Origin of the sequence: Herbidospora daliensis, from assembly GCF_001570585.1 — a bacterium.
Lineage (GTDB): Bacteria > Actinomycetota > Actinomycetes > Streptosporangiales > Streptosporangiaceae > Herbidospora > Herbidospora daliensis.
In genome coordinates this window covers 889,148-901,622 of record NZ_BBXF01000005.1, presented here as the reverse complement: position 1 = coordinate 901,622, position 12,475 = coordinate 889,148, and the positions used below count along the sequence as shown (strand labels likewise).

10 protein-coding genes and 1 riboswitch are annotated in these 12,475 nt (G+C 69.7%); of the genes, 9 read left to right on the top strand and 1 reads right to left on the bottom strand.

What is annotated here, in order from left to right; genetic code table 11:
* The first annotated feature begins 9 nt into the window (after window positions 1–9).
* Entirely contained in the window at window positions 10–1,233 is a 1,224-nt protein-coding gene (locus AW274_RS27415) for an aminotransferase class III-fold pyridoxal phosphate-dependent enzyme (protein WP_062437526.1), read from the top strand.
* Here AW274_RS27415 and AW274_RS27410 read toward each other — a convergent pair.
* Complete coding sequence (locus AW274_RS27410) at window positions 1,220–2,317, bottom strand: GNAT family N-acetyltransferase (RefSeq protein WP_062437524.1); 1,098 nt, start codon at window positions 2,315–2,317, stop codon at window positions 1,220–1,222. The genes AW274_RS27415 and AW274_RS27410 overlap by 14 nt on opposite strands.
* A 61-nt stretch (window positions 2,318–2,378) precedes the next feature.
* Here AW274_RS27410 and AW274_RS27405 point away from each other — a divergent pair, with 61 nt between their 5' ends.
* From AW274_RS27405 to AW274_RS27370, 8 genes are all read left to right on the top strand, one after another.
* Window positions 2,379–3,242, top strand: coding sequence for a tRNA (adenine-N1)-methyltransferase (locus AW274_RS27405; RefSeq protein WP_062437522.1), 864 nt, complete (start codon window positions 2,379–2,381; stop codon window positions 3,240–3,242).
* A gap of 207 nt (window positions 3,243–3,449) precedes the next feature.
* Window positions 3,450–5,213, top strand: a complete 1,764-nt coding sequence (gene arc, locus AW274_RS27400; protein WP_062437519.1) for a proteasome ATPase — start codon at window positions 3,450–3,452, stop codon at window positions 5,211–5,213.
* An 879-nt stretch (window positions 5,214–6,092) separates the two neighbouring features.
* Window positions 6,093–7,172, top strand: coding sequence for an acyltransferase family protein (locus AW274_RS27395; protein ID WP_198169436.1), 1,080 nt, complete (start codon window positions 6,093–6,095; stop codon window positions 7,170–7,172).
* A 75-nt stretch (window positions 7,173–7,247) separates the two neighbouring features.
* Window positions 7,248–8,765, top strand: a complete 1,518-nt coding sequence (gene dop / locus AW274_RS27390; protein ID WP_083974859.1) for a depupylase/deamidase Dop — start codon at window positions 7,248–7,250, stop codon at window positions 8,763–8,765.
* Window positions 8,766–8,908: 143 nt separating this feature from the next.
* A riboswitch (adenosylcobalamin (AdoCbl) riboswitch) is annotated at window positions 8,909–9,051 on the top strand.
* 14 nt (window positions 9,052–9,065) lie between these two features.
* On the top strand, window positions 9,066–9,248 hold the full coding sequence (locus AW274_RS27385) for a CbtB domain-containing protein (protein ID WP_062438052.1): 183 nt from the start codon (window positions 9,066–9,068) through the stop codon (window positions 9,246–9,248).
* Complete coding sequence (locus tag AW274_RS27380; RefSeq protein WP_062437513.1) at window positions 9,248–9,928, top strand: CbtA family protein; 681 nt, start codon at window positions 9,248–9,250, stop codon at window positions 9,926–9,928. Before AW274_RS27385 ends, AW274_RS27380 begins: the two co-directional genes overlap by 1 nt.
* Window positions 9,929–9,993: 65 nt before the next feature.
* On the top strand, window positions 9,994–10,485 hold the full coding sequence (locus AW274_RS27375) for a histidine phosphatase family protein (RefSeq protein ID WP_063813681.1): 492 nt from the start codon (window positions 9,994–9,996) through the stop codon (window positions 10,483–10,485).
* Between the two features lie 43 nt (window positions 10,486–10,528).
* Entirely contained in the window at window positions 10,529–12,475 is a 1,947-nt protein-coding gene (locus AW274_RS27370) for a VWA domain-containing protein (RefSeq protein ID WP_062438048.1), read from the top strand.

Below are 12,475 nucleotides of genomic sequence, written 5' to 3'. Positions count from 1 at the left end.
ACTTCCCCCATGTCCCTGGACGCCGATCTGCGCGCCCGCGCCGCCAAGGTCATCCCCGGTGGCATGTACGGCCACCTCAACGCCGCCCTCCACGGCGACACCTACCCCCAGTTCTTCGTCAGGGGCGAGGGCGCCCGCCAGTGGGACGCCGACGGGCGGGAGTACGTCGACCTGATGTGCTCCTGGGGTCCCATGATCGTCGGGCACCGCAACCCCCGCGTGGAGGAGGCCGCCGCCCGGCTCCAGGCCCAGGGCGACTGCCTCAACGGGCCCGGCCCGATCATGGTCGAGCTCGCCGAGCTGCTCGTCGACCTCATCCCGGCCGCCGAGTGGGCCATGTTCTCCAAGAACGGCACCGACGCCACCACCCAGGCGCTGATGGTCGCCCGCGCCGCCACCGGCCGCACGAAGGTCCTGGTCGCCCACGGGGCCTACCACGGCGCCGACCCGTGGTGCACGCCCGGCCTCTCGGGCGTCACGCCCAACCAGCGCGCCGACACCGTCGAGTTCGCCTACAACGACCTCGCCGACGCCGAGCGGGCCGCCGCCGAGGCCGGCGACGACGTCGCGGCCATCCTGGTGACCCCGTTCAAGCACGACTCCTTCGAAGACCAGGCGCTCGCCGAGGAGGACTTCGCCCGCGGGGTGAGGGCGCTGGCCAACCGCCTCGGCGCGGCCCTGGTGATCGACGAGGTCCGCGCCGGCTTCCGGCTCGACCTGAGGGGCACCTGGGAGCCCTTCGGTGTACGTCCCGACCTCTCGGCCTGGTCCAAGGCCATGGGCAACGGCCACGCCGTCGCGGCCGTCACCGGCGCCGACGCGCTCAAGAACGCCGCCCAGACCCTCTACTCGACCGGCTCGTTCTGGTTCTCCTCGGCCGCCATGGGCGCCGCGAAAGCCACGATCGAGATCCTCCGGGAGTCCGACGGGCCGGCCCTGATCGAACGCGCGGGGGCGAGGCTGCGTACCGGACTGTATGAGCAGGCCAAGAGCCACGGCTTCACGATCAACCAGACGGGCCCGGTGCAGATCCCGTGGCTCTCGTTCGACGGCGACGCCACTTTGGAGCGGGGGGTCTTCTGGGCGGCCGCCTGCCTGGCCGAGGGGGTCTACCTGCACCCCTGGCACAACTGGTTCCTGTCGACCGCCCACACCGACGCCGAGATCGACCGCGCCCTGGAGGGCACCGACGCGGCGTTCGCCACGACCGCCAGGAGGTTCAGCGGAGCCTGAGCCATTCGACGTTGTCGGTCCACGTCCCGTCGGGACCCGGCAGATACTCCTTCTGGGTCCCGAGCCGGGTGAACCCGGCCCGCTCCAGCACGGCCTGCGAGGCCAGGTTCTCCGGGTTGGTGCCGGAGATCAGCCGCCGCAGGCCGGCCTGCGCGAACGCCCAGTCGGCCAGCAGGTTCACCGCGCGGGTGACCAGGCCGCGGCCCCGGAAGTCGGGGTGCAGGCTGTAGCCGACCATGGCCTCCCGCATGGGCGGGGTCAGATGCGACAACTGGATGTCCCCGGCGAACGCGCCGGTCGCGGCGTCGCGGATGGCCATCTCGGCCTGGACGCCGATCAGCCAGCGATAGCCGGCCCCGGCGCAGCGGTAGAGCGTCTCGGCGAACGGCGGCGCCTCCGGCGGCACGCGGTAGCGCACCACGTCGGGCATCGAGGCCAGCGCCTGGTAGGCCGGTGCGTCGCCGGCCGTCAGCATGGTGATCGCGACGACGCCGTCGGTCAGCCCGCCCTCGGGCAGGAACGGCAGGAACGCCCCGATCGGCTCCCCGGAGTCGCCGGGCAGCCGGCCGAACAGGGCCATGTCGGCCCGGCCGCCGCCGCGGATCGGCCCGCCGCCGCGCTGCAGCCCTTCGTGGCGGAACCCGGCCGCCAGCGCGACCTTCTGCGAGGCCACGTTCTCCATCTCGGCGACCAGGTGGACCCGGGGCACCCCCTGCTCGAAGGCCCACTCGGCGACGGCCCGCAGGGCGGCGGAGGCGACTCCCTTGCGGCGGGCCCACGGGGCCACCCAATAGCCCGCCTCGACGTTGCCGAACCGGTCGGGCAGGTGCAGCCCCATCACCCCGTCCAGCTCGCCGGTGGCGGCGTCGGCGATGATGAACTCGGCCCCGCCCGTCCTCCACCGTTCCTCGCAGATCTCCATCAGCCAGTACCGGGCGTCGTCCTCCGTATACGGATCGGGCAGGGCCGGGATGAAGCGCTGGGTCAGCGGGTCGGCACAGGCGCGCGCGACGGCGGGGATGTCGGCCTCGACAGCCGGGCGGAGGATGATCGGTCCGGATGAGATTGTTTCGCGGGGGTACATGGCCTCTTGCTATCAGTCGTCCGAGTCGGGGGACAAACGTTTTGCCATTAGCCTTGCCGCCATGGGTTTTCGCAGGCACGGCCCGTTCCAGGCCGGAGATCAGGTCCAGCTCACCGATCCGAAGAACAAGCGCCACACCGTGACGCTCAAGGAGGACGGTGTCTTCCACACCCACAAGGGCATGATCGCCCACGCCGACCTGATCGGGCAGCCTGAGGGGTCCGTCGTGCGCTCGTCGGGCGGCATCAACTACCTGGCGTTCCGCCACCTGCTGTCCGACTACACGCTGTCGATGCCGCGCGGCGCGGCGGTGATCTACCCGAAGGACTCGGCGCAGATCGTCGCCATGGCCGACATCTTCCCCGGCGCCAAGGTCGTGGAGGCCGGCGTCGGCTCGGGCGCGCTGTCGTGCTTCCTGCTGCGCGCCATCGGCACGGAGGGCTCGCTGACGTCCTACGAACGGCGCGCCGACTTCGCCGAGGTCGCCACCAAGAACGTGACCAAGTTCTTCGGCGGCGACCTCAAGCAGTGGCGCCTGGTGGTCGGTGACTTCAACGAATCCCTCGACGAGACCGACGTCGACCGGATCATCCTCGACATGCTCGCCCCGTGGGAGTGCGTCGACGCCGCGAGCAAGGCCCTCACCCCCGGCGGCGTGATCTGCTGCTACGTGGCCACCACGACCCAGATGTCAAGGACCGTCGAGACACTTCGCGATCACGGGAGTTTCACGGAGCCCCACGCGTGGGAGACCCTCATTCGCGACTGGCATGTCGAAGGTCTCGCCGTCCGTCCCGACCACCGCATGGTCGGGCACACCGGCTTCCTCGTCACCGCCCGCCGCATGGCGGACGGCGTCACGCCGCCGCCCAGGCGCCGCCGCCCGGCAAAGGGGGCGTATGGGGAGGGTACGGAAGACCAGTGACGATTTAGCGGCAAACCGGCAAACAACGGTGACACCGGGAACAAACACCGTGTTCCATGTGCTCACGCAGATAAACCCACCGAAATGGCACTAACTAGCAAACACTCCACGTAACTAGACGAACACCAGTGGGCTACGTTTTTCAAGGCCGTCAGATTGGTAGGGACTTGAGTAGTCTTTCCTCTACTGGGAAGGAGGTGACGGGGCGTGGCAGCTCGCGATGACGCAGAGGCTCGGGCCGCGCAGCGCGAACGGGAGGTCGCCGACCTCACAACACAGGTCTCCTTCCTTCAGGAGGAGATCACCGCGTTGCGCCGCAAGCTGGCGGAATCCCCCCGCCAGGCGCGGGTGCTGGAGGAGCGTCTCCACGACGTTCAAGCTCAGGTGGTCGCCCTCACAGGCCAGAACGAACGGCTCGTGGCCACCCTCAAGGAGGCCAGGGACCAGATCGTCGCCCTCAAGGAGGAGGTCGACCGGCTGGCGCAACCGCCATCCGGTTTCGGCGTCTTCCTCGAGGCCAGAGAAGACGGCACGATCGAGGTGTTCACCGGCGGGCGCAAGCTCCGGGTGAACGTCAGCCCCGCCGTCGACGTCGAGTCGTTGAAGCGCGGCCAGGAGGTCATGCTCAACGAGGCGCTGAACGTGGTCGAAGCCCTGGGCTTCGAAGACGTGGGCGAGATCGTGATGTTGAAGGAGCTGCTCGAAGACGGGCAGCGCGCGCTCGTGATATCGCACGCCGACGAAGAGCGCGTCGTGAAGCTCGCCGAGTCGCTGCTGCAGCAGCCGATCCGGTCGGGCGACTCACTCCTGCTAGAACCGCGTTCGGGTTATGTCTACGAACGTATTCCCAAGTCGGAGGTCGAGGAGCTCGTCCTCGAAGAGGTGCCCGACATCTCTTACGACGAGATCGGCGGCCTGCGCGGCCAGATCGAGCAGATCAGGGACGCCATCGAGCTTCCCTACCTGCACGCCGACCTGTTCCGGGAGCACAAGCTCCGCCCGCCCAAGGGCGTGCTGCTCTACGGCCCTCCCGGTTGCGGGAAGACGCTCATCGCCAAGGCGGTCGCCAACTCCCTGGCCAAGCAGGTCGCGGAGAAGACCGGCCAGTCGGGCAAGAGCTTCTTCCTCAACATCAAGGGCCCGGAGCTCCTGAACAAGTACGTCGGCGAGACCGAGCGGCACATCCGCCTGGTCTTCCAGCGGGCGCGCGAGAAGGCGTCCGAGGGCACCCCGGTGATCGTGTTCTTCGACGAGATGGACTCGATCTTCCGCACGCGTGGCTCGGGTGTGTCGTCCGACGTCGAGAACACCATCGTCCCTCAGCTGCTGTCGGAGATCGACGGCGTCGAGGGCCTGGAGAACGTCATCGTCATCGGCGCCTCCAACCGCGAAGACATGATCGACCCGGCGATCCTGCGGCCCGGCCGCCTCGACGTGAAGATCAAGATCGAGCGGCCCGACGCCGAGGCGGCGAAGGACATCTTCTCCAAGTACCTGATCTCCGACCTCCCGCTCCACCCCGACGACCTCGCGGAGCACGGCAGCAGCCGTGAGTCCACGATCGCCGAGATGATCCAGCGGGTCGTCGAGCGCATGTACAACGAGATCGAGGAGAACCGCTTCCTCGAGGTGACCTACGCCAACGGTGACAAGGAAGTCCTCTACTTCAAGGACTTCAACTCCGGCGCGATGATCCAGAACATCGTCGACCGGGGCAAGAAGATGGCGATCAAGCAGTTCCTGGAGACGGGCCAGAAGGGCCTGCGCATCCAGCACCTGATGGCCGCCTGCGTCGACGAGTTCCGGGAGAACGAAGACCTCCCCAACACCACCAACCCCGACGACTGGGCCCGCATCTCCGGCAAGAAGGGCGAGCGGATCGTCTACATCCGCACCCTCGTGCAGGGCAAGCAGGGCACCGAGGCCGGCCGGTCGATAGACACGGTCGCCAACACGGGGCAGTACCTGTAGGAATCGCGAAAACGGCACGTTCTCCCGATACGGGAGACGTGCCGTTTTTCGTTTGTGACGCCTTGATTGTCGCCGGGACGTTGTAGCGTTGCCGGTTGTGCGGTATTGGTGCGGAAATAAACGTGGCGGACTGAAGTGACGCGCGGGGCGTGGAACGGGGACCGGCCCCGACGACCCGACCCAGGACCCGGCGGCGCGTGGCCGGGCACCCCCCAACCGGGCGACGCCCGCGTCTGGCCCCACGCGCCCGAACCCCCCGCCACGGCCCCTGCCGACACGCCTTTCTTGGACGGACGCGCCGCTTCCCAGCCCGCTCCGCACGCACAGGAGACGGCCTGGCCGAACGAGCCTGAGGGCGGGCCTCCGCCGACGGACGGTCTCGCCTGGCCGACGGGTCCGGGAGCCGGGCCTGCGGGGTCACTCGCACCCGAGCCGACGCAAGGCTCGGCCTGGCCGACCGGCTCTACGGGGACAGGTGCGCCTCAGCTGACTCAGGGCCAGTCCTGGCCTCCCGGTCCAGGTTCTCCCGGGATGGAGGCGGCTCATTCGACGCTGGGCGTCGTTTGGCCGAGCGGATCTGCGGCCGGTTCCGGTGATGCTCGCGTGTGGCCCGCCGGGGCTGATACGGGTCGCCAGGGGGCGGGGTGGCCTGACGGCTCTGCCGCGTCTCCGGCGGATCCGCGCGCGGCGCGGTCCGGGCCTGGCACGTGGGATGGGGGAGCGGAGGCGCCGGTGACTGGGCAGTGGCTGGGGTTAGGGGCCGACACGTCCACGGTGGAACGGGAGGCGCCGGCCGGGCGGGGTGGTGGCCGGCGTGGCCGCGGCGGGGCGCCGCCCGTCGTGTCCGCGGCCGAGCCGCGGACGGGGCTCGCGCCGCCCGTGCGGCAGCCGCGGCTGGTGGAGCTCGACCTGCTGCGGTTCCTGGCCGCGTTCGCGGTCATGGCGTTCCACTACATGGCGGCCTCGCGGTCGCTGTGGGACGCCTCGCCGGTCGTGCTGTTCGAGCCGGTCAAGTACTTCGCCACGCTCGGCATCCTCGGCGTCGAGCTGTTCTTCCTCATCAGCGGGTTCGTCATCCTGATGAGCGCGTGGGGGCACAGCCTGCGCAGGTTCGCCGTTTCACGGTTCGCGCGGCTCTTCCCCGCCTACTGGTTCACCGTGATCGCCCTGTACGTGCTCTACACGTACACGAGCGTCGAGTACTTCAAACCCAACCTCGACACCGTCGGCTACGCGATCAACCTCACGATGCTGCAGGAGGCGTTCGGGGTCATCCCGGCCGGGGGAGTGTTCTGGTCCCTCTGGGTGGAGCTGAAGTTCTACTTCCTGATCTCCATCGTGGTGATCATGGGCGTCAACCTGCGGCGGGCCCTGGGGTTCATGTGGGTGTGGCTGGCCGCCGCGATCTTCGCCGAGTGGCTGCAGCACGACCTGGTCACCGAGATCGTGATGCCCCGGCAGGCGCCCTACTTCATCGCCGGCATGGCGTTCTACCTGATCTACCGGGAAGGCTCCACCGTCACCCGGTGGGGGTTCGTTCTGGTCGGCTACGCCTGCTCCCTGTACGCGGCCCTGGAGCGCATGCAGAGCCGCATCGACCTCGTGGGGATCAAGAACTTCCCGGCGCCGCCGCCGGCCGTCATCGCCTGGATCACGGTCATCTACGTGCTCATGGCGGCCGTCGCCCTCGGGTGGCTGCGATGGGTGCGGTGGCGGGCGCTGACGACGGTCGGCGCGCTCACCTACCCCCTCTACCTGGTACATCAGAACGTCTCGGCGGTACTTATCCCGGAATTCCGGGAATCTATAAATCCGTGGGTGCTCGCCGGAGGCACGATGCTGGCATCGATTCTTCTGTCGTATGCTGTATACCGGCTTGTTGATCGCCCAGGTCAGCGGTTGCTGCGCCGTCTGATGGGCAGGAGCCCAGTGGAACAACGCCAGGCATCGGTGCCGTAACTGTCTGGTGGCCGGGCATAGTGAAGGGGCTAGGCTCGGGATATAAACGGCGGAACGACAGGCCATGGGGTGCGCATGACAGTCCGGCGGGTGATGGGCATCGAGACCGAGTACGGAATTTCCGTGCCCGGTCAACCAGGTGCGAATGCGATGGTGACCTCCTCGCAGGTCGTCAACGCATACCTGGCGGCCTCGGCCGCGCGCGCCCGCCGCGCCCGGTGGGACTTCGAGGAGGAGAACCCGCTCCGCGACGCCCGGGGTTTCGACCTCGCCCGTGAGGCGGCCGACTCCAGTCAGCTCACCGACGAAGACCTGGGCCTCGCCAACGTCATCCTCACCAACGGCGCCCGGCTCTACGTCGACCACGCCCACCCCGAATACTCCACGCCCGAGTGCACCAACCCCCGGGCCGCGGTCATCTGGGACAAGGCGGGCGAGCGGGTCATGCACGACGCGGCGGTCCGCGCCTCGGGCATGCCGGGCAACGCGCCCATCCAGCTCTACAAGAACAACACCGACTCCAAGGGCGCCAGCTACGGCTGCCACGAGAACTACCTGATGCGCCGGGCGACCCCGTTCGCCGACATCGTGCGCCACCTGACCCCGTTCTTCGTCTCCCGCCAGGTCTTCGCGGGGGCGGGCAAGGTCGGCATCGGGCAGGACTCGCGCGGCGACGGCTACCAGATCTCGCAGCGGGCCGACTTCTTCGAGGTCGAGGTCGGCCTCGAGACGACCCTCAAGCGCCCGATCATCAACACCCGCGACGAGCCCCACGCCGACCCGGAGAAGTACCGCCGGCTCCACGTGATCATCGGCGACGCGAACATGTCCGAGATCTCGACCTACCTGAAGCTCGGCACCACCTCGCTCGTCCTGGCCATGATCGAAGACGGCTTCCTGACGGTCGACCTGTCGGTCGAGTCGCCGGTCGCCGCGCTGCGCGCCATCTCCCACGACCCGTCGTGCAAGCACATCGTGACGCTGCGGTCGGGCCGCAAGATGACGGCCGTCCAGCTGCAGATGGAATACCTGGAGCAGGCCCGCAAGTACGTCGAGGACCGCTACGGCTCCAACGCCGACGAGATGACCAAAGACGTGCTCAACCGGTGGGAGTCGGTGCTGACCCGGCTCGCCGAAGACCCGATGCAGCTCTCGCGGGAGCTCGACTGGGTGGCCAAGCTCGAACTCCTCGAGGGCTACCGCACCCGCGACAAGCTTCCCTGGTCCCACCCCCGGCTCCAGCTCGTCGACCTCCAGTACGCCGACATCCGCCCCGAGCGCGGGCTCTACAACCGCCTCGTCGAACGGGGCCGCATGCAGCGCCTGGTTACGGAAGACGACGTGGAGCGTGCTATCGAAACGCCGCCCAACGACACCCGGGCCTACTTCCGGGGCCGCTGTCTGCGGCAGTACAGCGAGTCGGTGGCCGCGGCGTCGTGGGATTCGGTGATATTCGACATCCCGGGCCGCGAGTCCCTGCAGCGGGTCCCGACCCTCGAGCCGCTGCGTGGCACCAAGGCCCACGTGGGCGACCTCCTCGACCGCTGCCGCACGGCGGCCGAACTGGTCGCCGCCCTGACGGGCGACTCGTGACCTGAGGGGTCCGTGGCCAGACCACGCCCGACGTCGTCGAAAGCCCGGAGCCGAACGGCTCCGGGCTTTTCGCATCCCATTGATCTACTTTGTAAAGGGGTCGGGATCGTGTCGTCTTGACGGGTTTTGGCATATCGGGGTACGTTCGCCGGGAATTGTGGCGGCGTGAGGGAAACCGGTGAGAGTCCGGTACGGTCGCGCCACTGTGATCCATCGTCGATGGAGAGTCAGGTCACCACCCGCCACGTTGATCTACGACAGGGACGCGCAATCCCGGAGGAGGATCGTGGCGTGAGCCAGATGTCCAGCTCCCCAGTCATTCCCGTTCGCACCTTACTGCCCTGGTCGGTGGCGGTGCCCGTACTGTTGATCGTCGCCTATCTCGTGACGATGGACTCGGCGGGGGTGCTCGCCTCCAGTGGTGACTTCCTGCATGAGCTCATGCACGACGGTCGTCATCTGCTCGGCGTCCCCTGCCACTGATGATCAAGGACTTCTTCCTCCGGGGCCTCGGCGCCGGAGCCGTCGCCGGGCTGCTCGCGGGACTCTTCGGGTTCCTCGTCGGGGAGCCCTTCATCGACCAGGCCATCGCGATCGAGGAGGCCGCCGCCGGGGCGGGGCACTCGCACGCCGACGAACTGGTCAGCCGTGGCGGACAGGCCTTCGGGCTGTTCCTCGCCACCACCCTCTACGGGATCGTCATCGGCGGCCTGTTCGCGCTCGCCTACGCCTTCGTCAAGGGCCGGTTCGGGCCCGCGAACGGGCAGACGCTGGCCGTCACGCTGGCGGCCGGGGGGTTCCTGGCCGTCGTGCTCGTCCCGTTCCTCAAGTATCCGGGCAACCCGCCGGCCGTCGGCGACCCCGACACCATCGGGCAGCGGACCGTGCTCTACCTGGTGATGCTCGTCATCGGGCTGCTCGCCCTCGGCGCCGGGGCGGTGATCCACCGGCGCTTCGGTTGGGTCGCGGCCGTCCCGGCGTTCCTGGTGATCGTCGGCGTCGCCTACGCGGTGCTGCCGGCCATCCAGGAGGTGCCGGCGGAGTTCCCCGCGGTGTTGTTGTGGAACTTCCGGGTGTCGTCGCTGGGTATGCAGGCCGTGCTCTGGGGTGTGCTCGGATCGGTGTTCGCCCTGCTGTCCGCGCGGCAGCGCGTGCGGGTCTGACCGTGAGCGGGGACGGCGGTCACGCGACCGGCCGCCGGTCTCGCCCCGGCAGCGGTGTCACGGCGGTGCGGGTGACGTTGACGGCGCATCCGCTCACCGCGAGCCAGCGTGACGGTGTTTTCCCGCGTGCGGACGAACCGGCCGAAGCCGCGTCGTTCGACGTGGTGACCGGCGCCACGCGGATCGTGCGGGGGCCGGAGGCCCGGTGCGATCTGCTGCCCGGCGCCGAGATCGTGCCCGAGTTGCGGGATCTCGACATGGGGTCCTGGACGGGCCGCTCGCTGGCCGGGATCGAGCCCGCCGAACTGGGCCGGTGGGTCGGGGATGCGGCCGCCGCGCCGCACGGGGGCGAGTCCGTGGAGGAGCTTCTGGCCCGGATCGCAGGCTGGCTCGGGCGGCTCGACCGGGGACCGGTGTTCGCCGTCACGCATCCGGCCGTCGTGCGGGCCGCCGTCTGCGTGGCCACAGGGGCCGACTATCGCCGGGTCGACGTGCCGCCGCTCGGGCGGGCCTCGCTCACCGGGACGGGCGGCCGGTGGAATCTGCGGTTGCAGTGAAAGGAAATCGGGAGTGACCTATCCGTTCAGCGCGGTTGTCGGGATGGACGACCTCAAACTGGCGCTCATCCTCAACGCCGTGTCGCCACGGGTGGGCGGGGTGCTCGTCCGGGGGGAGAAGGGCACCGCGAAGTCGACGATCGTGCGGGCGCTGGCCGAGCTGCTGCCCGCCGTCGACGTCGTGCCGGGGTGCCGGTTCGCCTGCGACCCGGAGGCGCCGTACAGCCAATGCCCGGACGGACCGCACGACGGCGGGAGAGAGACGCGCCGGGCCCGGCTCGTCGAGCTGCCCGTCGGCGCGTCGGAAGATCGGCTCGCTGGGTCGCTCGACCTGGAGAAGGCCCTCGCGCACGGGGTCGCGGCCTTCGAGCCGGGGCTGCTGGCGGCGGCGCACCGCGGGGTGCTCTACGTCGACGAGGTCAACCTGCTGCACGACCACCTGGTCGACCTGCTGCTCGACGCCGCCGCGCTGGGCACCTGCTACGTCGAGCGTGAAGGCGTGTCGGTGCGGCACGCCGCGCGGTTCCTGCTGGCCGGGACGATGAACCCCGAAGAGGGCGAACTGCGCCCGCAGCTGCTCGACCGGTTCGGGCTGACGGTCGAGGTCCGGGCGTCGCGCGATCCGGGGGAGCGGGCCGAGGTGATCCGCCGCCGGATGGCCTACGAGCGCGACGCCGACGGGTTCGCCGCCGACTGGGCTGCCCGTGAGGGCGAGCTGGCGGCGCGCATCGCCGAGGCGCGCACCCGGGTGGAGTCGGTACGTCTGCCCGACGCCGCCCTCAAGCAGATCGCGACCGTGTGCGCGGGCTTCGAGGTCGACGGCATGCGCGCCGACCTGGTCACCGCCCACGCGGCGGTCGCCCACGCGGCCTGGGCCGGCCGCGACAGGGTCACCACGAGGGACGTCCGCGAGGCGGCCCGCCTCGCCCTGCCCCACCGCCGCAGGCGCGACCCCTTCGACGCCCCCGGCCTCGACGAGAACAAACTCGACGAACTGCTCGACCAGTTCCCGGACGATCCCGACGACACCGACCCGCCCCAGGGCCCGGATGATCAGCAGCCTCAGAACGACGCCCAACCTGAGGAATCAGGCCAGAACCCCCAGAACAACGCCGGCCAGGCCGAATCGAACGAGCAGGCGGACCGACGCCGAGCCGATCAAAGCCAGTCAGACCTAGGCGAGTCAGATCAAAACCAGGAGGCCCAGGCGCAGAACGGACAGGCCCCCGCCGAGCAGTTTCAGGTGGCCGGCGCCCCCTACAAGGCCCGCCTCTTCTCCGTCCCCGGCGTCGGCGGCGGCGCGCCCGGCCGTCGGTCCCGGGGCCGGTCGGCCAAGGGGCGCACCGTCGGCTCCCGCACCCCCGCGGCCAAGGCCACCCAGGTCCACCTCATGGCCACCCTCCGCGCCGCCGCCCGGCGAGGCTGGCGGCGGGGCCCGGTCAAGGTCGCCGATCTGAGGGAGGCGGTGCGCGAGGGCAGGGAGGGCAACCTCGTCCTGTTCGTCGTCGACGCCAGCGGTTCGATGGGCGCGCGCAAGCGCATGGGCGAGGTCAAGACCGCCGTGCTGAGCCTGCTGCTGGACGCCTACCAGCGCCGCGACAAGATCGGCATGATCACCTTCCGGGGTGAGAAAGCCGAGCTCGTGCTCCCGCCCACGTCCTCGGTCGAGGCGGGCGCGGCCCGGATGCGGCTGCTCAAGACGGGCGGCCGCACCCCCATCGCCGCCGGGCTCGTCAAGGCCGCCGAGGTGCTCGCGGTCGAGCGGCTCAGGGATCCGGCGCGACGGCCGCTCGTGGTCGTCGTCACCGACGGCCGGGCCACCTCCGGCGACGCCGACCGCGCCGCCGGGCTGCTCAAGGACACCGCCTGCGTCGTCGTCGACTGCGAGTCGGGGCCGGTCCGCCTGGGGCTGGCCGCCCGGCTGGCGGTGCGGCTGACGGCGCCGGTCGTGGACCTGTCCGATGTCGCCCACGTCATGAAAGCCGCGTGA

Excerpts from the sequence above, each read along its gene's own strand:
- AW274_RS27385 (WP_062438052.1), top strand. The coding sequence starts at position 9,066 with ATGTCCAGCTCCCCAGTCATTCCCGTTCGCACCTTACTGCCCTGGTCG.
- AW274_RS27380 (WP_062437513.1), top strand. The coding sequence starts at position 9,248 with ATGATCAAGGACTTCTTCCTCCGGGGCCTCGGCGCCGGAGCCGTCGCC.
- AW274_RS27370 (WP_062438048.1), top strand. The coding sequence starts at position 10,529 with ATGGACGACCTCAAACTGGCGCTCATCCTCAACGCCGTGTCGCCACGG.
- AW274_RS27410 (WP_062437524.1), bottom strand. The coding sequence starts at position 2,317 with ATGTACCCCCGCGAAACAATCTCATCCGGACCGATCATCCTCCGCCCG.
- AW274_RS27405 (WP_062437522.1), top strand. The coding sequence starts at position 2,379 with ATGGGTTTTCGCAGGCACGGCCCGTTCCAGGCCGGAGATCAGGTCCAG.
- AW274_RS27415 (WP_062437526.1), top strand. The coding sequence starts at position 10 with ATGTCCCTGGACGCCGATCTGCGCGCCCGCGCCGCCAAGGTCATCCCC.
- dop (WP_083974859.1), top strand. The coding sequence starts at position 7,248 with ATGACAGTCCGGCGGGTGATGGGCATCGAGACCGAGTACGGAATTTCC.